The 22,142-nt window shown below is 66.5% G+C and carries 19 protein-coding genes and 1 pseudogene; 8 read left to right on the top strand and 12 right to left on the bottom strand.

The window, feature by feature from the left end:
- Positions 1 to 57: 57 nt before the first annotated feature.
- The 3 genes from mscL (at position 58) to MJ956_RS00210 (ending at position 2,888) form a co-directional block, all read left to right on the top strand.
- Positions 58 to 495, top strand: coding sequence for a large conductance mechanosensitive channel protein MscL (gene mscL, locus MJ956_RS00200; RefSeq protein ID WP_253962464.1), 438 nt, complete (start codon positions 58 to 60; stop codon positions 493 to 495).
- Between the two features lie 114 nt (positions 496 to 609).
- On the top strand, positions 610 to 1,779 hold the full coding sequence (locus MJ956_RS00205) for a pyridoxal phosphate-dependent aminotransferase (RefSeq protein ID WP_253962465.1): 1,170 nt from the start codon (positions 610 to 612) through the stop codon (positions 1,777 to 1,779).
- A complete protein-coding gene (locus MJ956_RS00210) occupies positions 1,776 to 2,888 on the top strand; it encodes an AbrB family transcriptional regulator (RefSeq protein WP_253962466.1) in 1,113 nt (370 codons plus the stop codon). The genes MJ956_RS00205 and MJ956_RS00210 overlap by 4 nt, the downstream gene beginning before the upstream one ends.
- Here the strand turns inward: MJ956_RS00210 and MJ956_RS00215 are convergent.
- The 3 genes from MJ956_RS00215 to MJ956_RS00225 all read right to left on the bottom strand — a co-directional run bounded on the left by MJ956_RS00215 (position 2,856) and on the right by MJ956_RS00225 (position 4,913).
- Positions 2,856 to 3,233: a cupin domain-containing protein gene (locus MJ956_RS00215; RefSeq protein WP_253962467.1), complete on the bottom strand. Its 378-nt coding sequence runs from the start codon at positions 3,231 to 3,233 to the stop codon at positions 2,856 to 2,858. The genes MJ956_RS00210 and MJ956_RS00215 overlap by 33 nt on opposite strands.
- A 47-nt stretch (positions 3,234 to 3,280) precedes the next feature.
- Entirely contained in the window at positions 3,281 to 4,558 is a 1,278-nt protein-coding gene (gene hemA, locus MJ956_RS00220; protein ID WP_253962495.1) for a 5-aminolevulinate synthase, read from the bottom strand.
- Between the two features lie 157 nt (positions 4,559 to 4,715).
- Complete coding sequence (locus tag MJ956_RS00225) at positions 4,716 to 4,913, bottom strand: hypothetical protein (RefSeq protein ID WP_253962468.1); 198 nt, start codon at positions 4,911 to 4,913, stop codon at positions 4,716 to 4,718.
- Between the two features lie 251 nt (positions 4,914 to 5,164).
- Between MJ956_RS00225 and MJ956_RS00230 the strand changes: the two genes are divergently transcribed.
- Positions 5,165 to 6,481 (top strand): NAD(P)H-dependent oxidoreductase, encoded by a 1,317-nt coding sequence (locus MJ956_RS00230; RefSeq protein ID WP_253962469.1) that lies wholly within the window; start codon positions 5,165 to 5,167, stop codon positions 6,479 to 6,481.
- Positions 6,482 to 6,490: 9 nt separating this feature from the next.
- On the opposite strand, the gene MJ956_RS00235 is transcribed toward MJ956_RS00230, so the two are convergent.
- The 4 genes from MJ956_RS00235 to MJ956_RS00250 all read right to left on the bottom strand — a co-directional run bounded on the left by MJ956_RS00235 (position 6,491) and on the right by MJ956_RS00250 (position 10,189).
- The gene (locus MJ956_RS00235; protein ID WP_253962470.1) at positions 6,491 to 6,931 is read right to left on the bottom strand and encodes a MarR family winged helix-turn-helix transcriptional regulator; all 441 of its coding nucleotides are present in this window, start codon (positions 6,929 to 6,931) and stop codon (positions 6,491 to 6,493) included.
- A 198-nt stretch (positions 6,932 to 7,129) separates the two neighbouring features.
- Positions 7,130 to 8,530, bottom strand: a complete 1,401-nt coding sequence (locus MJ956_RS00240) for an amidase (RefSeq protein ID WP_253962471.1) — start codon at positions 8,528 to 8,530, stop codon at positions 7,130 to 7,132.
- A 168-nt stretch (positions 8,531 to 8,698) separates the two neighbouring features.
- Positions 8,699 to 9,412, bottom strand: a complete 714-nt coding sequence (locus MJ956_RS00245) for a class I SAM-dependent methyltransferase (RefSeq protein ID WP_253962472.1) — start codon at positions 9,410 to 9,412, stop codon at positions 8,699 to 8,701.
- A 96-nt stretch (positions 9,413 to 9,508) separates the two neighbouring features.
- Positions 9,509 to 10,189, bottom strand: coding sequence for a glutathione S-transferase family protein (locus MJ956_RS00250; RefSeq protein ID WP_253962473.1), 681 nt, complete (start codon positions 10,187 to 10,189; stop codon positions 9,509 to 9,511).
- Between the two features lie 342 nt (positions 10,190 to 10,531).
- On the opposite strand from MJ956_RS00250, the gene pncB reads away from it, so the two are divergent.
- A complete protein-coding gene (pncB, locus tag MJ956_RS00255; protein ID WP_253962474.1) occupies positions 10,532 to 11,836 on the top strand; it encodes a nicotinate phosphoribosyltransferase in 1,305 nt (434 codons plus the stop codon).
- Between the two features lie 12 nt (positions 11,837 to 11,848).
- Here the strand turns inward: pncB and ggt are convergent, their stop codons facing one another.
- Positions 11,849 to 13,612: a gamma-glutamyltransferase gene (ggt, locus tag MJ956_RS00260; RefSeq protein ID WP_253962475.1), complete on the bottom strand. Its 1,764-nt coding sequence runs from the start codon at positions 13,610 to 13,612 to the stop codon at positions 11,849 to 11,851.
- A gap of 157 nt (positions 13,613 to 13,769) precedes the next feature.
- Here ggt and MJ956_RS00265 point away from each other — a divergent pair, with 157 nt between their 5' ends.
- Entirely contained in the window at positions 13,770 to 14,246 is a 477-nt protein-coding gene (locus tag MJ956_RS00265; RefSeq protein ID WP_253962476.1) for a pyridoxamine 5'-phosphate oxidase family protein, read from the top strand.
- Between the two features lie 26 nt (positions 14,247 to 14,272).
- Here MJ956_RS00265 and MJ956_RS00270 read toward each other — a convergent pair.
- Both MJ956_RS00270 and pimC read right to left on the bottom strand, forming a co-directional pair.
- A pseudogene (locus MJ956_RS00270) lies at positions 14,273 to 15,422 on the bottom strand (acyl-CoA dehydrogenase family protein).
- Positions 15,423 to 15,477: 55 nt separating this feature from the next.
- Entirely contained in the window at positions 15,478 to 16,680 is a 1,203-nt protein-coding gene (gene pimC / locus MJ956_RS00275; protein WP_253962477.1) for a pimeloyl-CoA dehydrogenase large subunit, read from the bottom strand.
- 193 nt (positions 16,681 to 16,873) lie between these two features.
- Here pimC and MJ956_RS00280 point away from each other — a divergent pair, with 193 nt between their 5' ends.
- Together MJ956_RS00280 and MJ956_RS00285 are read left to right on the top strand one after the other, a co-directional pair.
- Positions 16,874 to 18,949, top strand: a complete 2,076-nt coding sequence (locus MJ956_RS00280) for a 3-hydroxyacyl-CoA dehydrogenase NAD-binding domain-containing protein (protein ID WP_253962478.1) — start codon at positions 16,874 to 16,876, stop codon at positions 18,947 to 18,949.
- A gap of 286 nt (positions 18,950 to 19,235) precedes the next feature.
- A complete protein-coding gene (locus tag MJ956_RS00285) occupies positions 19,236 to 19,547 on the top strand; it encodes a hypothetical protein (protein ID WP_253962496.1) in 312 nt (103 codons plus the stop codon).
- A gap of 68 nt (positions 19,548 to 19,615) precedes the next feature.
- On the opposite strand, the gene MJ956_RS00290 is transcribed toward MJ956_RS00285, so the two are convergent.
- Together MJ956_RS00290 and MJ956_RS00295 are read right to left on the bottom strand one after the other, a co-directional pair.
- Positions 19,616 to 20,500: a quinoprotein dehydrogenase-associated SoxYZ-like carrier gene (locus MJ956_RS00290; protein WP_253962479.1), complete on the bottom strand. Its 885-nt coding sequence runs from the start codon at positions 20,498 to 20,500 to the stop codon at positions 19,616 to 19,618.
- Positions 20,501 to 20,643: 143 nt separating this feature from the next.
- Entirely contained in the window at positions 20,644 to 21,606 is a 963-nt protein-coding gene (locus MJ956_RS00295) for a quinoprotein relay system zinc metallohydrolase 2 (protein ID WP_253962480.1), read from the bottom strand.
- Positions 21,607 to 22,142 lie beyond the last annotated feature (536 nt).

The raw sequence follows: 22,142 nt of genomic DNA on the forward strand, positions 1-22,142 counted from the left end.
AGTTTGTATGATCGCGCGCAACCGGCCGAATCCACGCTATCGATACTGGGACGAAGAATGCTTCAGGAATTCAAGGAATTCGCCCTCAAGGGCAATATGGTCGATCTGGCGATCGGCATCATCATCGGGGCGGCGTTTTCCGGCCTCGTCAACTCGCTTGTCAGCGACCTGTTCATGCCGCTGGTCGCGGTCCTCACAGGCGGTGTCGATTTCACCAACAAGTTCGTCGCCCTGTCCTCCGTCGTGACCGCGACGAGCCTTGAGGCCGCCCGCGAACAGGGTCCGGTCTTCGCCTATGGCAAGTTCGTGACGCTGACGATCAACTTCCTGATCGTCGCCTTCATCCTGTTTCTCGTGGTCAAGGGCATGAACCGGATGCAGCGCAAGGAAGAGGCCAAGCCTGTCGAAGTCTCCAAGGTGCCGCGCCAGGAAAAGCTGCTCGAGGAGATCCGCGACCTGATGGCGGTCGCTACCGACCGGGCGCCGCGCGCCTGAGACGCGTGCAAACATCGGTAAGTGGTGCGGAGGGATTGACGCGGCGCGCGCAAGGCGCGATGGCGAAATCCGCGAACCCATCGCGCCGCGATCCCCTTCCTGGAAGGCCAAGTCATGAGCAATTTGACCCAGTTGCGCCGCGAAGCGGTCGCGGCGCCGGAAAGCGGCATTGTCGCCGTGATCAACTACGCGCGGGGGCGCGAGGGGTTGATCCCGATGTGGGCGGGCGAGGGAGACCTCGCGACGCCCGATTTCATCTCCGAGGCGGCTTCGGCGAGCCTTAAGGCCGGCGAGACCTTTTATACCTGGCAGCGCGGCTTGCCGGAATTGCGCCACGCGCTCGCCGACTACACCGCGCGGCTCTACGGACGGCCGTCCTCGCCGGAACGCTTCTTCGTGACCGGTTCGGGCATGCAGGCGATCCAGATCACGCTGGCGGCGCTCGTCGGCGCCGGCGACGAAGTCGTCTTCATCGGTCCGGCCTGGCCGAATTTCGCGGCGGCGGCCGAGCTTCAGGGCGCGGCCGCGCGCGAGGTCGCGCTCGGCTGGACCGAGGCTGGCTGGCGGCTGGATCTGCAAAAGTTGAAGGACGCGATCGGTCCGAAAACCCGCGCGGTCTTCGTCAACACGCCGGCCAATCCGACCGGCTGGACGGCCGACGAGGCGACATTGCGAACCATCCTCGACATCGCCCGCGATGCCGGCGTCTTCATCATCGCCGACGAGATCTACAGCCGCTTCTTTTATGCCGGCAGTCGGGCGCCGTCGTTCCACGATGTGATGGAGGCGGACGACCGGATCTTCTTCGTCAATTCCTTCTCCAAGAACTGGGCGATGACGGGCTGGCGGGTCGGCTGGATCGAGACCAACGCGGCCTACGGCGACATCATCGAGAACCTGATCCAATATTCGACCTCGGGCGTCGCGGCCTTCATGCAGCGCGGAGCGCTCGCGGCACTGGAACAAGGCGAGGCGTTCGTGGAACGCCAGATCGCGCGCGCGGGTGCGGCCCGCGACATCTTCACCGCGCGCCTCCTCGTCCCGAACCGGGTGTCGATGACACCGCCGGACGGGGCTTTCTACGCCTTTTTCGCGATCGACGGCGTCGAGGATACCAAGGCTGCCGCGTTCCGCATCGTCGACGAAGCGGGGGTGGTGCTCGCGCCCGGAACGGCCTTCGGCCAATCCGGCCGGCGCTTCCTCAGGGCCTGTTTCCACCGGCGGCTCGACGCGGTGGAAGCCGCCGCCGATCGTCTCGTCGACTGGATCGGCCGGGCGGCGTGAGAGCCGTCGACGGTCGCACCCTCTCACATCGCTTCGCAACGCTCGCCCTCGCCGGGCTCGGCGGCCTTGCCGCCTCGGCGCTCGGTCTGCCGGTCGCCTGGCTGCTGGGACCGGTGCTCGCGGTGTCGGCGGCGAGCATCGCCGGGCTCGATACGGAACTGCCGCAGTTATTGCGCACGCTGGCGTTCTTCGTTCTCGGCGTCCAGGCCGGTTCCGGGGTGACGCCGGACGTGCTGGAGCAGATCGCCATCTGGCCGCTGTCCTTCGCCGTGCAGATGCTCGGCGTCGGGGTCGTCATCGTGCTGACCCACGCCTTCCTGCATCGCATGCTGCGCTGGGACAAGGACACCGCGCTGTTCGCCTCGCTTCCCGGCGCGCTTTCGTTCGTCCTCGCGGCAGCATCCGAAACCCGGGCCGATCTTACCCGGATCACCATCGTCCAGAGCGTCCGACTGCTCTTTCTGATCGGTGCCCTGACGCCGATCCTCGCCTGGCTGGAAGGGGGCGCCGACGTGGTCGCAATGGCGCGCGGCACGCAAGGAACTCTCGCGGACTACGCCTTGCTCTTCGGCTTGTGCGCATTGGTTGCGTTCGCCGGCCATCTGATCCGGCTGCCCGGCGGGATGATGCTGGGCGCTCTGATCGGCAGCGGGGCGTTGCACGTCGGCGGTGTCTCGACCGTGGCGATTCCACCGGTGCTCGCGATCCCGAGCCTCGTCCTTCTCGGCACGCTCATCGGTTCGCGGCTCAAGGGGATCGATATCGCCGCGTTTTCGCGGCTGCTTCCTGCCGCCATCGGGTCCTTTGCCATCGGTCTGGTCGTCTCCGCGGCGGCGGCGGCGGTGGCCGTGGTGGCGCTCGGAATCGGATTCGGGAAGGTCGCGCTCGCCTATGCGCCTGGCGCTCTGGAGGCGCTGACCGTGCTGGCATTCCAGTTCGACGTCGATCCCGCCTATGTGGCGGCCCATCATGTCGTGCGTTTCGTCAGCATCGCGATGGTGGTTCCCCTGCTCGCGAAGCGCCGCGCGCGACCGGGCGACACGGTCGCGCCGCCGATCGACGAGAAAGAACGCCTGTCAGGCGTCGACGGAAGCGAAGACCGAGGGTGAGGGCGCCGGCTCCTCGCCGCCATCAGGCCCCCAGAAGACCACCCATGTGACGAAGTTGTCGGACATGCCCTCGAAGCGATGCTCCGTGCCGGCCCGCACGAACAGCGCGTCGCCGGCCCTGACATGCTCGCGCTTATCCTCCCTGACGACATCCGACTGGCCCGCCGCGACGATGTAGAGTTCATCCTGGCCGTGCGGCCGCTGCCGATCCTCGCCACGCGGCGCGAAGATCTCCAGCGTCATGGTGCCGTGGGACAGCGCCTCGACATGGAAGACGCCGTCCGGCCATTCGGCGGTCGCCGGTCGCGGCAGCATGGCCTGAAAATGATCGAGCGAGACTTTCATCGAGATACCCCGCAGCGATGGTGGGACGATGCCTGTTTCGCCGGAGCTCAGCCGCCGGCTTGCGAGACGACCAGGGGGGTGACCTTGGAAGAGCGTTCGGCATGGGTCGGCCGCTCGGTCGCGAAGGGAATGCCGACGGCATTCCAAGTCTCGACGAGGGCGTCCTTCAGCGTCTCGATCAGGGCGTCGGAATGCAGCGGCGTCGGGGTAATGCGCAGCCGCTCGGTGCCGCGCGGCACCGTAGGGTAATTGATCGGCTGGATGTAGATGCCGTGCCGCTGCAAGAGATGATCGCTGGCCTTCTTGCACAGGTCGGGATCGCCGACGGCCAGCGGCACGATATGGGTGTCGGACTCCATGACCGGCAGATGGGCGCCGCGCAGCACGCTCTTGGCCCGGACCGCCTGGCGCTGTTGCGCCTCACGCTCCACCTGGCTGGCCTTCAGGTGGCGGATCGAGGCGGTCGCGGCGGCCGCCAGCGCCGGCGGCAGGGCCGTGGTGAAGATGAAGCCCGGCGCGTAGGAACGCACGGCATCGATGACCGCTTTCGTGCCAGCAATGTAGCCGCCGAGGACGCCGAAGGCCTTGGCCAGGGTTCCCTCGATCACGTCGATGCGCTGGGCAAGCGCGTCGCGCTCCGAAATGCCGCCGCCGCGCGGGCCGTACATGCCGACCGCATGGACCTCGTCGATATAGGTCATGGCGTTGTAATATTCCGCGAGTTCGACAATCTTCTCGATTGGCGCGATGTCGCCGTCCATCGAATAGACGCTCTCGAAGACGATGAGCTTCGGCTGCGCCGGATCGGCGGCTTTCAGAAGCTCTTCCAGATGCTCCAGATCGTTGTGGCGGAAGATCTGTTTCTTGGTGCCGGCTCTGCGCACCCCCTCGATCATCGAGGCGTGGTTCAGTTCGTCGGAAAGAATCAGGCAGTTCGGCAGGAGCTTGGCGATGGTCGAGATCGAGGCTTCGTTGGAGACGAAGCCGGAAGTGAAGACGAGCGCCGCCTCCTTGCCGTGCAGATCGGCGAGCTCGCGCTCCAGCTCGACCAGCGGATGGTTGGTGCCGGAGATGTTGCGTGTGCCGCCGGCGCCCGATCCCATCGCCGAGACGGTCGCCGTCATCGCCGCGATGACATCGTCATGTTGGCCCATCCCGAGATAGTCGTTGGAGCACCAGACCGTGATCTCGCGAGCCTTGCCGTCATGCCGCCAGATCGCCTTCGGAAATTGCCCGGCGATCCGTTCGAGATCGGCAAACACCCGATAGCGTTTTTCGGCATGCAACGCCTCGATCGCCGACTCGAACTGGCTCTGGTAATCGATCATCGCGAACTCCTTATCAGAACCGTTCTAAATGCGGCATCGCGCAAAGTCCACGTCCCCGCCAGTATGATGCGGGAGTCTCCCGGTGGTGACATTGACCAAGGTCAAGTGCCTCGGACCAAGGTCAAGCGACCGGGCGGCTCGCCCCGCGCCGTCACTATTTCGGCTCATCCGCTGGCGCGGAGGACGAGTTGAAGCCGGTTTCCGTTGCATCGTCCGCGCGGTGTTCCGCGTTCTCGTCACGGCGCGCGCGGGCCTGGTCCTTGCGCCGGCGGAGATTTTGCCGCAATTGCGCCTCCAGCCGCTGCTGCCGCCTTGATTTTTGCTTGTCGCCCGCGGTACCGCCGTCGCTCATGATCCACCTCCTGGCCGCCTTTTGGATAGTGTCAGGAACGGCACGCCGTCAATTTCCTCGGCGGCAGGCAGGGCACGTCCTGCGGTCCCGGCATGACCGACGATCGGCTCTCCCGGCGAGGGAACGTGCGCACCACGGCGCTGTTTTTCCGCCTCGCGCCACGTCATTCCATCGGAGCGCGTGTTGCTCTAGAAGGCGCGAAGCCGCTCAGGCCGACTCACGCTTCCGCCATCCTTAGGACCGTCCGACCCATGATCGAACGCATCGGTTTCGCCGCCGAGCTCGCCGCCTACACAGACCGGAACGGACCGGTGACGATCGGCCTGGCCGGTGCCGGGCAGATGGGAACGGACATCGTCGTCCAGATCGCACTGATGACCGGCATCCGCATCGGCGCCGTCGCCGCGAACAGCGCCCGCCGGCCGATGCAGGCGATCGCCATGGCGGGTTATAGCGAGGATCATGGCGTCGTCGCCGCCGGCCCGTCGGCGATCGACCGGGCGATCGAGGCCGGCCACATCGCCGTGACCGACGATCTCGGCGCGTTGTGCGCCGCCGGTCGCATCGATGTCGTCGTCGATGCGACGGGTAGCCCGGAGGTCGGGACCTTCCTGGCGATGGAGGCGATCCGCAACGGCAAGCACATCGTGATGCTGAATGTCGAGGCCGACATCACGGTCGGCCGGCTGCTCGCCCGCAAGGCGCGCGAGGCCGGCGTGGTCTATACCGGATCGGCCGGCGACGAGCCCGCCTCGACGCTGGAGCTGATCTCGTTTGCCCAGAGTCTTGGCATGGAGGTGGTCGCCGCCGGCAAGGGCAAGAACAATCCGCTGCGCCATTCGGCCATTCCCGAGGAATACGAGGAGGAGGCGCGACAGCGGGATATGAACGCCCGCATGCTGGTCGAGTTCATCGACGGGTCGAAGACGATGGTGGAAATGACCGCCATCGCCAATTGCACCGGCCTCAGGCCGGACGTGCCGGGCATGCACGGTCCCGAAGCGACGGGCGACAATCTTGGCCAGGTGCTGTGCACGGCCGAGGACGGCGGCATCCTGTCGAAGACCGGCTGCGTCGACTATACGATCGGCAAGGGCGTGGCGCCCGGCGTCTTCTGCGTGGTCAAGCCGCGCCATCCCCGCGCGATCGAGCGGATGGCGGATCTGAAGGTCGGCCCCGGCCCGTGCTTCGCGTTGATCCGGCCGTTTCATCTGACCAGCCTGGAGACGCCGCTGTCGGCGGCCCGCGCCGTGATGTATCGGCGCCCGGACATGGTGCCCGTGGATCGGCCGGTGGCCGAATGCGGCGCCATCGCCAAGCGCGATCTGAAACCGGGCGAGATGCTGGGGCGGATCGGCGAGGCGGACTATCGCGGCTATGCGATGACCTGGGACGACGCGCGCGCCCGGCGCGCCCTACCGCTCGGCCTGGTGGAGAAGTCCCGGGTGGTGCGGCCGGTGAAAGCGGGAGAGCTCGTCACCCACGACAATTGCGCGTCCGACGACAGCCTGCTCGTCACCAAAATGCGGGCCGAACTCGACGCGGTCGACGGCCGCTTCGCCGACTGAATATCCTGGTCAGGAGGCGTCCGGCCGGTCCCCCGCCATCGTCGAGCGGATCGCCATATCGAGACCCTTCGCCAGGATCTGGCGCTCGGTCTCGCTCAGGGGCTCGAGTGCGGCCGCGATGGACTGCAGCGGGTCCTTCTTCAAAAGGGTCACACCCCGATCGGTCAGATCCAGCTGCTCGGCGCGACCGCGTCCGATCGTGCCCAGCTTGGCGAGATAGCCCTTGGTGATCAGCGTGCGGACCGTGCGCGCGACGGCGCCCGACGCAAGGCCCTGGAAGCGCGCGAGATCGATCGCCGTGCGCATGTGCGGCGGCGCCGACTGGACGTAGCGCAGCGCCGCCCATTGGGCCGGAAACAGCTGCGAGGCATAGCCCTGCGAATGCAGTCGGCGCGCGATCTGTTCGAGCAGTCCGGCCAGATCGGCCGTGGATACCGGGTTCGTGTCCAAAAAGTCGCGCCATCGTCGTTGTATCAAGCCTTGCCTCTTATCGCGGAAGCGCGGGGATGTTCAATCGGATGCCGTCCGGAAGGGGCGGGCGTCGGCGCGACGCTCGCCGGAAACGCCCGAAAACCCGCCGGGGCGATGAACGATCCTTTAACCTTTACAATTTTAGGCGTTCGAAACGGCAATGCGGGGCACAGACGGTCATGCGCCGGGCGGACGCAGGTCTGACCAACGCGGCTCGGCGTCGACAATCTTCGCCAGCAACGCGGCCAGCTTGAGAACAAAGCCGTCGGCATAGCGCGGTCCGACGATCTGCACGCCGATCGGCAGCCCGGCTCCGGTAAACCCGCCATTGACGCTGATCGCCGGCTGCTCTCCGACATTCCAGGGCAGGGTGAAGGCGATGTGCTCGAACGGCCGCGCCGGATCGTCGAGCGGCGAGGCCGATTCGGCCGGCCATGACGGTTGCGGATTGACCGGGGAGAGGATGGCATCGAAGCGGGCGAAGGGGGCGGCCGCCGCCGTCTTGATCGCATGAAACTCATCGCAGGCCTCGGCAACATCGGTGCCGGTAAGCGTTGCCGCACCCTTCGCCCACTCGCGGATATAGGGCAGCACCATCGCGCTCTTGCCATCCGGCAGGGCCGACATCGTCGCCCAGAACCGGGCTCGAAAGAAGCGATCGAATCCGTCCAGCATGGCGCGGGTGAGGATTCCCGACGTCGGCTCTACAACAGCCCCGGCGTCCTTCAGGGCGCGCGCGCAATCGGCGAGCGCCGTCGCGACATCCGGGTCAACAGGCAGGCCACATCCGGCCTCCTCCATGACCCCGATCATCAGCCCTCTCGGCTCGAGCGTGAGGTCGTTCCAGTCGATCATCGATGGCGGCAGGCCGGTCGGATCGCGCGCGTCGGGCCGCGACAGCGTCGCCATCATCAGCGCCGCGTCGGCGACGGTCCGGGTCATCGGTCCGGCGACGCGGCCGATAAAGGTCGGATCAATCGGGACGCGGCCGTAGCTCGGCTTGAAGCCCACCGTTCCGGTGAGGCCGGCGGGAATACGGATCGAGCCGCCAATGTCGGTGCCCAGATGCAATGGCCCGAGGCCGGCGGCGGCGGCCGCGGCGGCGCCGGCGCTGGAACCGCCGGGATTGAGCCGGATGTCCCAAGGGTTGCGTGATAGCTTGTGGAAGCTCGACAGTCCCGACGACAGCATGCCGTAATCGGGGCAGGTGGTCTTGGCGAAGATGATCGCACCATCCTCGCGCAGCCGTGCGACCGGCGGTGCATCCTGAGAAGCGGCGACGAGCGTCGTCGCGGCGGTGCCGTTGGGCACCGGCATGCCCTTCGTCGCGATCAGTTCCTTGACGGTGACCGGGACACCGTCGAGCGGCCCTTTCGGCGCGCCCTCGGCCCAGCGTGCCGTGGCGGCCGCCGCTTCCGCCCTGGCGCTCTCTGGATCGTAGGCCCAGAGCGCCGCAATCGCCGGTTCCCAAGTCGCGATGCGGCATTCGACGTCGGCCCAGACCTCCGCCGGGGAGGTTTCGCGGCTGCGGAACATCGCCAGAAGGCGCGTGGCGGGAAGGTCGCTGAGATCCGTCATGAGGAAACGCTCACGGGTTTCGCGAAGGGCGGCTCGGCAGATGAAACCGGTTCAGCAAAGGATTGCCGGCCCGGCGCCGAGTCGTCTTGTGGGCCCTTGCCGCCGGCGTTGCCATTGCGGTCGGCAATTCGGCAGGCGCGAGCGCGCTTGGCAATGTGTGGTTGTTTCTCACGCGGGCACGCGCAACCAGTAGATCCGGAGCGGCTGGACGAGGATCCGGGCGCCGTCCTGCCTTGTGGCATTCGTCTCGAACAGGCGCTCGACCTCACCGCGCCTGGCCTCGATGCTCGCCGCGCGGGCCGGGTCGACGGACACCACGCGGCTGATGAACGTATCCACGTCGGCGAAGCGTTCCTTTCGCTCGAAGACGACGTTGCCGCGTAGCGCGAACCGGCCGGACCGCACGGCATCCGCCACCGCCCGGTTGGCGGCGTTGCGGATCGCGGTCTCATCATCGATCGGGCGCACCCCCTCGAAGAACGGGCCTTCGGCAAGCGGCTCGATGACGAGAACGGTGCCGCGTGCCCGCGTCACCCGCGCGGCCTCGCCGAGCGCGTCGGGCATGCGGGCCTCGGGCACATGATGCAGGGAATTGAGAAACACGGCCGCGTCGAAGCTGCGGTCCGCGAAGGGCAGTTTTTCACCGGGGGCCACCGCGAAGTCGGCTTCCGGCGCAGCGGCGCGGGCGGCATCGATCGCCGCCTCGCCGGGGTCGACGCCGGTGATCTGGAAGCCGCGCGCCGTCAGAGCTTTCGCAAGGCCGCCGTGGCCGCAGCCGACGTCGAGGACAGTCGTCGCGCCGTCCATGGCCAGCGTCTCGGCGATGACGGCCGCTGTATCGCCCGCGGCAAGTGCGGTGTTGAGGGCGGTGGGTGGTTGCATGGCGAATCCCCTCATCATGGCTGAGAGCGCTGCCCGTTTCCCAGCCATTCGTATGGACCGCCGCCCCCGGGCAGTGCGAGGGCGGCGGGTGTCAGATCAGGCGGTTTCGGCGTAGTTCGACGGAAACAGCGCGCGCAGGGCCGCTTCGTCGCGCTCCGACTTGAAGGCGACGTCCTTGGCGATCTGCCGCGCCTCGGCGACGGCCGGGCGTGCGTTGACGCCGTCGAACCAGCGCTTGAGATTCGGATACGCGTCGAGAGCGCCTTCGCCGAGCACGTTGGCCACCCGGTCGATCCAGCCCCAGGCCGCGATGTCGACGATGCTGTAGCTGTCGCCGACGAAAAACTCGCGGCCGGCGAGATGATCGTCGAGGACCTTGTAGTGGCGCTGCGCCTCGCGCAGATAGCGGTTCGCGGCGTAATCGGATTTGTCCTTGGCGACCGTGCGGAAATGCACGGACTGACCCGAATACGGACCAAGGCCGGTGGCGACGAACATCAGCCACGACAACAGCTCGCCCCGGTCCTCCGGCTTGCCGAGGAACTTGCCGTGTTTCTCGGCGAGGTAGAGCAGGATGGCGTTGGAATCGAACACCCGCTTGCCGTCGTCCTCGATCGCCGGCAGCTTGCCGTTCGGATTGATCGCGCGGAAGGCCGGCTGGTGCTGCTCGCCCTTCAGGGTGTCGACCGGCGCCAGCTCGTAATCGAGCCCGGACTCTTTGAGAAACAGCGCGACCTTCATGGAGTTCGGCGTCGGGTGGAAGTAGAATGTCAGCATGAAATCTCCTGTGGCGCGATCCGCACGAACGTCATTAGGTGAGGGCGTTTCGACACCATCCGGGGCGGTGAGGCAAGTGGATCGGTCAAGATCCCGGAGGCGGCTGGGCGGCTTGACGACGGCGTGGCGCCGTATTCAGCCTCTGCCAGTATGGGTTGGCGGAGCCACACGACAAGGACGACGATCCGTTCACGATGATCGCACCGCTTCGGCAGAGGTCGCTTTATCCATGCCGCTTTCTCCTGTAACGGCTGGAGTTTGGACGTTCGCGACGGCAGACCTTCTTTGAGGGCGTAGCGCAGCCTATCCGCCTCGACGCGGCGCGAATGAGAGGAGCCGAAGATGATTGCGACCGACATCGCGACGCGCGTCTGGAACCATACCTTCAAGCTCGATCCGATCGTGCGCAGCCTGCTCGATACCGATTTCTACAAGCTCCTCATGCTGCAGATGATCCACGGCCTTCATCCGGACGTGGCGGCGAGTTTCGCGCTGAACAACCGCTCAAGGCATGTGCGCCTCGCCGAGGTGATCGACGAGGGGGAACTGCGCGAGCATCTCGATCACACCCGCTCGCTGGCGTTCACCAAACGCGAGATGATCTGGCTGGCCGGTAACACCTTTTATGGCACACGCCAGATCTTCCGCCCGAAATTCCTCGAATGGCTGGAGGATTTCCGGCTGCCGGAATACGAACTGCGCCGGGTCGACGGCCAGTTCGAGCTCTATTTTCACGGCCCCTGGACCCACACGATGATGTGGGAGATTCCGGCGCTGGCGATCATCAACGAACTGCGCTCGCGCGCCGCGATGAAGAATTTCAAGCGCTTCGAGCTAGACGTTCTCTACGCCCGCGCCAAAGCCAAGATGTGGCAGAAGGTCGAGCGACTGCAGGCGCTTCCTGATCTGCGTATCTCCGATTTCGGCACCCGCCGCCGGCATTCGTTCCTGTGGCAGCGCTGGTGCGTGGAAGCGCTGAAGGAAGGCCTCGGCGACCGGCTGATCGGCTCGTCCAACGTGCTTCTCGCCATGGAGACCGATCTGGAAGCGATCGGCACCAATGCCCACGAACTGCCGATGGTGCTCGCGGCCCTTGCGGACAGCGACGCGGAGCTGCGCCGGGCGCCGTATGACGTGCTCAAGCAATGGCAGAGCTATTACGGCGGCAACCTTCTGATCGTTCTGCCCGACACCTACGGTACCTCGGCATTCCTGAAGAAAGCGCCGGCATGGCTCGCCGAATGGACCGGCTTCCGGCCCGACTCGGCTCCGCCGATCGAGGGCGGCGAGGAGATCATCGCCTGGTGGAAGAAGATGGGCGAGGATCCGCGCGAGAAGCTGCTGGTGTTTTCCGACGGCATGGATTCCGACACCATCGAGCGGACCTACCGGCATTTCGAGGGCAGGGTGCGCATGAGCTTCGGCTGGGGCACCAATCTGACCAACGACTTTCGCGGCACTGCGCCGGAGCCGATGAGCGGCCTCGACCCGATCTCGCTGGTCTGCAAGGTCGCTTCGGCGAACGGCCGGCCAGCGGTGAAGCTTTCCGACAACCCCGCCAAGGCCAGTGGCGAGCCCGCCGCGATCGACCGTTATCGCCGGGTGTTCGGCGAGGCCGCCTATGCCGAGCGCGCATTGGCGGTCTGAGGGATTCACCCGTCAATCGCCGACGGCGACACCCTCACGGCGCGGGTCCGCGCCACCTTGAAGGCCGTCCGGCCCGATGACGATGCCGTGCAGGCCGGATGTCAGTTCCCGCGCCTCGACCTCAAAGCCGAGATCGCGCAGTGGCTGGGCGAGCGCCTCGGCCTCGGTTCCTTCCTCGACGTCGAAGGTGCCGAAGCGGTTGACCAGATGCGGCATCGCAATCGCTTCCTGAACATCCATCTTCCAGTCGATCAGGCCGATCAGCGCTTGCGCGACATAGCCGATGATGCGGCTGCCGCCGGGCGAGCCGATCGCGATGACCGGCTTGCCGTCCTTGAGGACGATGGTCGGCGCCATCGACGAGCGCGGCCGCTTGCCGGGCGCGACGACATTGGCGATCGGCCGGCCGTCGTCGTCATGAGTCTCGAAGGAGAAGTCGGTGAGCTCGTTGTTGAGCAGAAACCCGCCGCTCATCAGCCGCGAGCCGAAGCCGTTCTCGATCGTCGTTGTCATCGAGACGACGTTGCCGGCGGCATCGACGATGGAGAAGTGACTGGTCGAGGGCAGTTCGAGCGCCGCGTCGTCGCCCATCAGCATCGCGTGATCCCAGGGCGGCGAGCCCGGTTCCACGGCATCCTTCGTCAACGCGCTTTCGCCCGCCAGCAAGTCGGATCGGCTCTTGAGATAGGCCGCGTCCAGAAGCCCCTCAAGCGGCATCGGCACATAGTCGATGTCGGCCATGTAACGGCCACGGTCGGCGAAGGCGAGGCGCGAGGCGTCGCCGATGAGGCGCAAGGCCTCGGGGCTGTCGGGACCGAGCGCGGCGATGTCGAACGGTTCGATCAGGCCGAGAATCTGCCCGACAGTGAGTGCGCCGGAGGAGGGCGGCCCCATGCCGCAGACCGCCAACTGGCGATAGTCGACGCAGACCGGCGCGCGCTCGACCACACGGTAGGCCGCCAGATCCGGCAGGGCGAGCCGGCCGGGGTTGTCCGTCGCGTTCTGCACGGTCTCGACGATGGCTTGCGCGACCGGACCGCCATAGAAGCCGTCCGCGCCCTTCTCGGCGATGGTCTCGAGCGTCTTGGCATAGGCCTCGTTCTTCAAAAGCGTGCCGACCGGCAGCGCCTCGCCGTCGGCGTCAAAAAAGTAGTCGCGCGTCGATGCATGGCGGCCGAGGCGCTCCTTGTCCTCGGCGACGAGTTCGTTGAGGCGTTGCGAGACCGCAAAGCCGTTGCGGGCGAGATCGATTGCCGGCTGGACCACGTCCTTCCACGGCAGTTTTCCGTAGCGCTCATGGGTCTTGGCGATCAGCTTCACGGTTCCCGGTGTGCCGACCGAGCGACCGCCGACGACGGCATCGTAAAATTTTAGCGGCTGTCCGTCGGCGTCGAGAAACAGCGTCGGTGTCGCGGCGGCGGGCGCGGTCTCGCGACCGTCGAACGTGGTGAGCCTGCTGGCCCCGGCGTCGAAATAGACGAGAAACGCGCCGCCGCCGAGGCCCGATGATTGCGGCTCGACCAGCCCGAGGACGAGCTGGACCGTCACCATCGCGTCGATGGCGCTGCCGCCCTGGCGCAGGATGGCGAGGCCCGCCTCGGCGGCGAGCGGGTTGGCGGCCGCCACCATCTGCCGGTCGGCCTCGACCAGTGTCCTTGCGCTCGCCTCGGACGCGATTTCCGGCTGGATCGCGTCGGTCGCCTGCTCCTGGGCAAGGGCGAACGGCGGGAAAAGCAGAGAAAACGCGAGAAGGGCGACAAGTTTCCTGGCGGACATCGTGGCATCCTCTCCTGGCTGACCGGGGACGAGCCTAGGGCAGTCGGGCGCCGGCGGAAAGCCCGGCCAGGCGTTGGGTAGCGAGTGGCCCTTCACCGGGCGGAACCGATCCGCCCGCCAGCCGTCTTCATGGCAAAGCAAAGCCAAGGAGATTGTTATGCCCGACAACGGTATCGATCATGTCTGGGATCTGATGGAGAAAATCGGGTTCTGCATGCTGGTCACGCAGGAGGGCGAGGATTTGCGCTCGCGCCCGATGGCCGCCTATCTCGATCGCGACGCGAACAGGGTGTTTTTCCTCACCGACGCGGCGAGCCACAAGGACCAGGAAATCGCCGCCAATCCGCGCGTGAACCTGGCGTTCGCCGACAATAGCGGGATGGACTACGTGTCGCTCAGCGGCACCGCCACGATCAGCAACGACCGCCAGAAAATCAAGGAGTTGTGGGCGACGCCGGCGAAGGCCTGGTGGGACAGCCCCGACGATCCCTCGATCCGGGTTCTGACGATCACGCCGCAGGACGCCCATTACTGGGACAGCCCCGGCAAGGTCGTGGCCTATCTGAAGATGGCCGCGGCAGCCGTCTCGGACGCGCGGCCCGACATGGGAGAGGACAAGACGGTTCGCCTGTAAAAGGGGCGGGGCGGGGCGGCGGCGCCCTACGAGCCGCTTAACCCGCCCTTTTCCGCCAGCATCTCCAAGTAATGATCCGCGTCTCCAAACGCCAAATCGATCATCGCGGTGCGCTTGAAGTGGTGGGCGACCTCGTAGTCCATCGTCACGCCGACGCCGCCGTGGAGCTGCACCGCGCTTTGGCCGATGAATGTCGCTGAGCGGCCGATCTGTACCTTGGCCGCGGACATGGCCTCGCGTCGTGTCGCCGCGTCCGGTTCGGCGGCGTTCATGGTGGCGTAGAGCATCATCGAACGGGCCTGTTCGAGCGCCATATACATCTCGGCGCCGCGATGCTGGAGCACCTGGAAATCGCCGATCGGCACGCCGAATTGCTTGCGTTCCTTGAGATAGGCGATGGTCAGTTCGTGCATGCGCGCCATCGAGCCGACCGCTTCGGCTGAGAGCGCGGCGATGGCCTCGTCGACGACCCGCGCGATCGCCGGAAAGGCGCCCGCCGGATCGCCAAGGACATGAGAGGCCGGGACCGACACGGCCTCGAAGGTCAGCTCCGCCGCGCGCATGCCGTCCTGGGTCGGATAGCCTCGGCGCGACAGGCCGCTCGCCCCGGCCGGAACGTAAAAGAGGCCGATGCCGGCCTCATCGCCCGGCGCGCCGCTGGTGCGGGCGGTGACGATGAAGCCGTCGGCGCTGTCGCCGGAGAGCACCAGCGTCTTTTCGCCGGTGAGCCTGAGGCCGTCGCCGTCCGGCTCGGCCTTCAGCGCGACGAAGGCGGGATCGTAGCGCGAATTCCGCTCGGCGAAGGCGAAGGCCAGGCGCATCGAGCCGTCGGCAAGGCCCGGCACCCATTCGGCGCGCTGTTCGGCGCTGGCGGCATGGCGGATGGCGCCGCCGGCCATGACGATCGAGGCCAGATAGGGCTCGACGACGAGGCCGCGCCCGAAGGCCTCCATGACGATCATCGTCTCGACCGGCCCGCCCACCGAGGCCGCCGTCGTCTTCCGCGAAGGGCACCGCCGTTAGGCCAAGTTCGGCGAAGGCCGCCCACATGTCCCGGCTGAAACCGGGCTCCTCGGCGCGGTATTTGTTGCGCTGATCGAAGCCGTAGCGATCCAGGATCAGCCGCTCGACCGAGTCCTTGATCATGGCCTGTTCGTCGGAGAGGTCGAAATCCATGCGTGTGTGTCCTGCGTGAAAGGCTGGGGCGCGGCCGGTCGTGCCGGGGGCGAGTTCAGAGGCCTAGGATCGCCTTGGCGATGATGTTCTTCTGGATCTCGTTGGAGCCGCCGTAGATCGACACCTTGCGGAAGTTGAAATAGCCGGGCGCCAGCGGCGCGGCGTAGTCCGGCCCGACCGGCGGCTCGTTTCGCCCCTCTTCGCGCGATGGCTCATAGGGCAGGGCGTAGGGGCCGATCGCCTCCATCAGCAACTCGGTGGTCGCCTGTTGCAGCTCCGATCCCTTGATCTTGAGGATCGAGGAGGCCGGATCGGGCTTGCCATGGGCGCGTTTCGCCTCGGCCGAAAGCACCCGCAGCTGGGTCATCTCCAGCGCCTTCAACTCGACCTCCACGGCCGCGACCTTCTCGCGGAAGCGGCGGTTCTCCCAGACCGGCACGGAGCCGGCGAACTCCATCCTGGCGATCTCCTTGAGGCGGCGGATGCGCTCTTTGGATGCGCCGACCCGGGCGATCCCGACCCGCTCGTGGCCGAGCAGGAATTTCGCGTAGTCCCAGCCCCTGTTTTCCTCGCCGACCAGATTTTCGACCGGCACGCGCACGTCGTCGAAGAATACCTCGTTGACCTCGCGGCCGCCGTCGATGGTCTGGATCGGGCGGACGGTGACGCCCGGCGTCGTCATGTCGATCAACAGGAAGGAGATGCCCATCTGCTTCTTCGGCGCGGCCGGGTCGGTGCGCACCAGGCAGAAGATCCAGTCGGCATATTGGCCGAGCGTCGTCCAGGTTTTCTGGCCGTTGACCACATAGTGGTCGCCGTTCTTCTCCGCCTTCGTGGTCAGGCCGGCGAGATCGGAGCCGGCGCCGGGCTCGGAAAAGCCTTGGCACCACCAGTCGTCGAGATTGGCGATGCGCGGCAGGAATTTCGCCTTCTGCGCGTCGTTGCCGAAGGTGTAGATGACCGGTCCGACCATGTTGTGGCCGAAGGGCAGCATCTGCGGCGCCGGTGCCTGCTGAAGCTCGTCCTGGAAGATGTACTGCTGGACCGGTGACCAGCCTGTGCCGCCGAATTCGACGGGCCAGTGCGGCACCGACCAGCCCTTGGCGTTGAGGATGCGGGTCCAGCGCACCATGGCGTCCTTGCCGACGGAGCGGCCGTCGCGCAGGGCGGCGGTGACGTCTTCGGGCGCGTGATCGCGGATGAAGGCGCGGACCTCGTCGCGGAACGCCGTCTCTTCCTCGGTGAAGCGCAGATCCATGGCTCGATCCTTCGTTCCGGCCTCTACGGCGCGTGGACGATGCGCGGAGCGCGAAAAAGCCGGTCCGCCATTTGCCTCAGATGTGACGCCGCCCTAGCGTGGTGTCAACGCGATCGGGCGTCCCTTGCCGACCGAATCCGCGCCGGCCTTTTCTGCGCCGAGATAGCTTCAATCGCGGATGGACACGCTTCCCATGATCCTCATCAACGACGCGGCGACGCTGGACAATGACGGCGCCACCGCCGTTCTGACGCTGCACAATCCGCCGGTGAACGCGTTGTCGCGCGTGCTGCGCGAGGGCATCGCGGCGGGCATCGAAGCGGCCGCGGCCGACGGCGCGGTCGAAGCGATCGTCATGATCTGCGAGGGCCGGACCTTCATCGCCGGCGCCGATATCAAGGAGTTCGGCAAGCCGATCGAAGGCCCGTCGCTGCGCGAACTGGAGGATATCGTCGAGAGCTGCCCCAAGCCGGTGATCGCGGCGCTGCACGGCACGGCGCTCGGCGGCGGGCTGGAACTGGCGCTCGCCTGCCATTACCGCATCGCGGTGCCATCGGCGAGGCTCGGCCTGCCGGAGATCAAGCTCGGTCTCATTCCGGGCGCCGGCGGCACCCAGCGGCTGCCGCGGATGATCGGCCTGAAACGGGCGCTGGACATGATTTTCACCGGCGCGCCGGTGGGCGCGGCAACGGCGCATACGCTCGGCATCATCGACGAGCTGGCGGCCGGCGACCTTCGCGCCGAGGCGGTGCGCTTTGCGAGCGACATCGTCCGCGAGGGACGGCCGCAGCGGAAAATCAGCGAGGAGGACGGGCGTCTCGCCGGCGAGGACGTCGAGGCCGCCATCGAAGAGGCGCGGGCGACGCATGGACGCAAGATGAAGGGCTTCGACAGTTTCGAGAAGGCGCTGGAAGCGATCGCCAACGCGGCGCGTCTGCCCTTCGCGGAAGGGATGGCGCGCGAGGGCGAAATCTTTGCCGAGCTGCTCGCCGGCGCTCAGTCGAAGGCGCAGCGTTATGTCTTCGGCGCGACCCGGGCGGCCGCCAAGGTCCCCGATATGGCGGCCGACACGCCGACCCGCTCCGTGACGACGGTCGGGATCATCGGCGCCGGGACGATGGGCGGCGGCATCGCCATGAACTTCCTTTCGGCTGGTATTCCGGTGACGATCGTCGAGGCCAAGCCCGAGGCGCTGGAGCGCGGCACCGGCATCATGCGGACAAACTACGAGGCCTCCGCGAAAAGGGGCCGCATCCGCCCGGAGGATGTCGACAGGGCGATGGGGCTGCTGTCGCCGTCGCTCGACATGGCCGATCTGGCCGATCGCGACCTGATCATCGAGGCGGCGTTCGAGGAAATGGCGGTGAAAAAGGACATTTTCGCCAGGCTCGACGGCATCGCCAAGGCCGGGGCGATTCTCGCCTCCAACACCTCCTATCTCGATATCGACGATATCGCGGCGACGACGAAGCGACCCGAGGACGTTCTCGGCCTGCATTTCTTCTCGCCGGCCAATGTCATGAAGCTGCTCGAGGTGGTGCGCGGCGAAAAGACGGCGACGGACGTGGTCGCCACGGCGATGAAGCTCGGCCGCGACATCGGCAAGACGGCCGTCCTCGTCGGCGTCTGCCACGGCTTTGTCGGCAACCGCATGCTCAGCGCGCGCCAGCGCGAGGCGAACAAGCTGATCCTGGAAGGCGCGATGCCCTGGGAGGTCGACCGGGTGCTGACCGATTTCGGCCTGCCGATGGGGCCGTTCCAGATGGCCGATCTCGCTGGCCTCGATCTCGGCTGGAATCGTGAAACATCCAAGGGCGAGACCATTCGCGAGCAGCTGTGCGAGGCGGATCGACGCGGCCAGAAGTCCGGCGCCGGCTTCTACGACTACGACGACAAGCGCAAAGCCTCGCCATCGAAGCTGGTGGAAAAGATGATCCGCGCCAGGTCGAAGGCCGATGGCATCAAGCGCCGGCAGATTTCCGACGAGGAAATCCTCGAACGGCTGATCTATCCGATGATCAACGAGGGCGCCAAGATCCTCGACGAGGGTGTCGCGCTGAGGGCATCGGACATCGATGTCGTGTGGATCAACGGCTATGGCTGGCCGGTCTATCGCGGCGGCCCGATGTTTTTCGCCGACACGATCGGACCGGCGGTGGTGCTGACGACGATGCGCGAACTGGAAGAGCGGATGGGCGCGGATTTCAAGCCCGCGCCGCTGCTGGTGCGCATCGTCGAAGAGGGCCGGAATTTTACCGGCGCGGTCTGACCATCGGCGGACGATCGCGGGATTTTTTCCCGTATCCGCCCGGCGCGGCGCCCGATGTCCATCGGCCGCTTCCCTCCATTCCGGATGCCGTCATACTCATTGAGGAAGGCAAGGAGGGGGAAATGAAGGGGGCGGCCGGAGGAAGGACATGATGACCAACAGCTGCTCAGGCACAAGGCGGATCGCCGCGATCGTCGCGTCCGCGCTGCTTCTGGCCGGCGGAAACGCAGGCGCTCAGGCGCCCTTGCCGCTCGAACGCACGACCGGTGCCGCTGGCGCCATCAAGATGCCGACCACCGGCAGCGTGACGAACGCGGCCACCGCCGACTATCCGACCGTCGTGACGGCCGACTACGTCTTCGGCTGCATGGCCGGCAACGGCAACACCCGCACCGCGCTGGAGCAATGCGCCTGCTCCTTCGACGTCGTCGCCTCGCTGCTTCCCTACGAGCGCTACATCGAAGCCTCGACCTTCCTGTCGATGGGGCAGGTGACGGGGGAGAAGGGCGTGCTGTTCCGCACCAGCGCCGAGGCCAAGGCGGCGATCGGCGACCTCAGGCGGGCCCAGGCCGAAGCGGAGATTCGCTGCTTCGATTGAGGCAGCAGCCGCCCTGACCCGCAGTCACCATTGCGCCGCCCCGGCTTTCGCCTCCGCCCCGGAGTGCCTCAGGATTGCTCAGGGGCAAAGGTCTTTTCGAAGACGTTGCCCTCGGTGTCGGTCGCCTTGGCGTGGAAGGGCACCGACGAGTCGCCGCGATAGTTGAAGCGGAAGCTCGGATCCTCGGAAATCGAAATTCCGCCGGTCATCGAGAACAGCCGCTCGCCGCCGCGCTCGACTGTCAGATCGGTGATGAAATGCGCCGGGATATAGAGCAGCGTCACCTGATCCTTCTGCAGTCCGGAATTGTTCGGATGCCGGATCATCAACTGCGCCTCATGCGTCGCCGTGCCGCCGATATCCGTCGCGGCGAAGGCGCGCAGCTTCATCTGGCCCATCTGCCTGGCCGCGACCTCCGCGTCCTTAGCCGCCGGGGCGGCGCAGCCGCCGGCCGCCTTGACGTATTGCCTGGTGACATAGAGCGTGCCGTCGCCGGCTTCGGCGACCGCGTGGATGTCGGTATAGGCGTTGACCCTGACGCGCGTCGACAATTCGGTGAGGCCGGAGCCTTCGGCGATGTCGAAGGTCGCGGCCACCGGCGCCGGATTCTCGTCGATGACCAGCGTCACCTTGCGGATGTCCTTGGCGGGGTCGAGGGTCAGCTTGACCGGGACGATCGCCGGGTCGGTGGCGCGGCTTGGTGCCTCCAGGGTGATCGCGTCGGTGCCCTCGACCAGCTGCCGATCGCCGAACAGGTCGCCCTTCAGGCCCGGCCAGGCGGAGTCCGCGAAAGCGGCGGCCGGGGTCGTCGCCGTCTGGGCGAACGCGGCCGGCGGCGCGAACGTCAAAGCGGCGGCGGCGAGAACGGCTGACGAAAGGAGCCGAGGCAGCCGGTGCCGCCGATCGAATCTGTGTTCCGCCTCACGGTGCGGCCCGGCATGAGCGTGCAGCATGAAAATCTCCCAATTTTCGTCGCGAGTGCCCGTTCGCTCATCGGCTAATGTGACGGCATTGCCCCACGAGGACAAGGGAAAGCCGTCTCAACTCGTCTTGATCGTTTCGGGCGGATCGGACCGGAGCCTCGCCTTGCACCCGGTCATTCCCATTCCAGTTCGGCGAAGGCGGCCGTCGCGTTGCGGGCGTTGAAGGCGTCGAACAGCCGCCATTCGGGTCCTTCGCCTTGGCCGGCGGTCTCGACCGCGTCCGCCAGCGGCACACCGTCGGCGATCGCCTGGCGCAGATCGGCGGCGAGCCGTTCCAGATAGGCGGTCTGCGCCGCGATCGCCTGCGGCCAGGGCGCGCTCGCCGGACCATGGCCCGGCACGACGCGGCTTGCCGGAAGCGCCTCGAGCTCCGGCGTCTGAGCGAGCCAGCCTTTGATGCTGCCGTCAATCACCGGGACATGTTCCATGAAGACCAGATCGCCGGCGAACAACGTTCCGGTCGCCGCGTCGAGGACGGTCAGATCGTTGTCCGTATGGGCGGTGCCCCAGGCCTTCAGCGTCAGCTTGCGGTTGCCGAGATCGACGATACGCTCGCCCTCGACGGTTTCGTCCGGAAGGGTGACGGTCACCGCGTCGGCCAACGCCGGGCCGAGCTGTTCGCGCATCGACTCCTTGTAGAACGCGGCCCGTGCGGCGAGCGCGGCGGGAAGCTTGTGATGGCCGATCAGCGTCGCACCGGCCGCCTTGAACACCTGGTTCCCGAACATGTGATCGGGATGCATATGCGTGTTGACGAGGTAGCGGACCGGCTTGTCCGTGATCGCCCGAATTGCTGCCAGCGCCGAGCGGGCAACCGCGACGCTGCCGCCGCTGTCGATCATCGCCACCGCCTCGGCGCCGATCACGAAGCCGATATTGGCGATGTCGCCCCGGTTGTCGGGCGTGGTTTCCTCGATCCGGCCGGCGTGGACAAACACGCCGGGGGCGATCTCTTCGAAAGTCAGCGGCGCGGCGGATGCGATGGTGCGGCCGACGAAGGCGGCGATCGCGACCAGCGTTGCCGCCGCACAGCATCGGAGGAATTTGGAGCGGATCGACATGGCTCCATCAGACATGTCCGCCAGCTCCGGTGCAAGATCGACGGCGTTCCACGACGCCCCCGTATCAATTCGACACCATCGTCTGCGGTGCCGGTCCCGCCCACCGATGCCACGAACCCGCGACGGGGGCGCGGCTTTCCGACGCGGCGCCATGGCCTGAGGGGGGCGATGGACTGTTCTCCTGATCTCGGCCCGGCCGAGAGCGCGCTACGGCAATTGCCGTCGGACAAGCAAACGCCTGCGAGCCGCGAAGTAACAAGGAGGCCCTCGGCGGGTTTTTCGACCCGGATTTCTGCCTAGAGAGTGACGATATATTGCGATGCACACTGAAAATGATGCGGCGCGTATAGGAAAAGTGCCATGCGGAGCTTGCGCGGGCAAAGTTCCCGAATTAGCATCGCGCCATGGTTTCCGGCTTCAAGGTCGCGGTGTTGGGAGCGCCGCGAGTCCTCGAAGGCCACGGTAGGGTGTCGATCAACGGTGCCCACCAGGACCCCCTATTGGCGGTCGTGACACGCTGCCGGAAACCTTCCCCCAGACTATCGATGGCT

Source organism: Aurantimonas marianensis (assembly GCF_024195285.1).
In the GTDB taxonomy this organism is placed as follows: Bacteria; Pseudomonadota; Alphaproteobacteria; order Rhizobiales; family Rhizobiaceae; genus Aurantimonas; species Aurantimonas marianensis.

Bases quoted from the DNA above. Each gene is read 5' to 3' on its own strand.
- mscL (WP_253962464.1), top strand. From the start codon at position 58: ATGCTTCAGGAATTCAAGGAATTCGCCCTCAAGGGCAATATGGTCGAT.
- MJ956_RS00205 (WP_253962465.1), top strand. From the start codon at position 610: ATGAGCAATTTGACCCAGTTGCGCCGCGAAGCGGTCGCGGCGCCGGAA.
- MJ956_RS00215 (WP_253962467.1), bottom strand. From the start codon at position 3,233: ATGAAAGTCTCGCTCGATCATTTTCAGGCCATGCTGCCGCGACCGGCG.
- MJ956_RS00225 (WP_253962468.1), bottom strand. From the start codon at position 4,913: ATGAGCGACGGCGGTACCGCGGGCGACAAGCAAAAATCAAGGCGGCAG.
- MJ956_RS00230 (WP_253962469.1), top strand. From the start codon at position 5,165: ATGATCGAACGCATCGGTTTCGCCGCCGAGCTCGCCGCCTACACAGAC.
- MJ956_RS00240 (WP_253962471.1), bottom strand. From the start codon at position 8,530: ATGACGGATCTCAGCGACCTTCCCGCCACGCGCCTTCTGGCGATGTTC.
- MJ956_RS00245 (WP_253962472.1), bottom strand. From the start codon at position 9,412: ATGCAACCACCCACCGCCCTCAACACCGCACTTGCCGCGGGCGATACA.
- MJ956_RS00250 (WP_253962473.1), bottom strand. From the start codon at position 10,189: ATGCTGACATTCTACTTCCACCCGACGCCGAACTCCATGAAGGTCGCG.
- pncB (WP_253962474.1), top strand. From the start codon at position 10,532: ATGATTGCGACCGACATCGCGACGCGCGTCTGGAACCATACCTTCAAG.
- ggt (WP_253962475.1), bottom strand. From the start codon at position 13,612: ATGTCCGCCAGGAAACTTGTCGCCCTTCTCGCGTTTTCTCTGCTTTTC.
- MJ956_RS00265 (WP_253962476.1), top strand. From the start codon at position 13,770: ATGCCCGACAACGGTATCGATCATGTCTGGGATCTGATGGAGAAAATC.
- pimC (WP_253962477.1), bottom strand. From the start codon at position 16,680: ATGGATCTGCGCTTCACCGAGGAAGAGACGGCGTTCCGCGACGAGGTC.
- MJ956_RS00280 (WP_253962478.1), top strand. From the start codon at position 16,874: ATGATCCTCATCAACGACGCGGCGACGCTGGACAATGACGGCGCCACC.
- MJ956_RS00285 (WP_253962496.1), top strand. From the start codon at position 19,236: ATGCCGACCACCGGCAGCGTGACGAACGCGGCCACCGCCGACTATCCG.
- MJ956_RS00290 (WP_253962479.1), bottom strand. From the start codon at position 20,500: ATGCTGCACGCTCATGCCGGGCCGCACCGTGAGGCGGAACACAGATTC.
- MJ956_RS00295 (WP_253962480.1), bottom strand. From the start codon at position 21,606: ATGTCTGATGGAGCCATGTCGATCCGCTCCAAATTCCTCCGATGCTGT.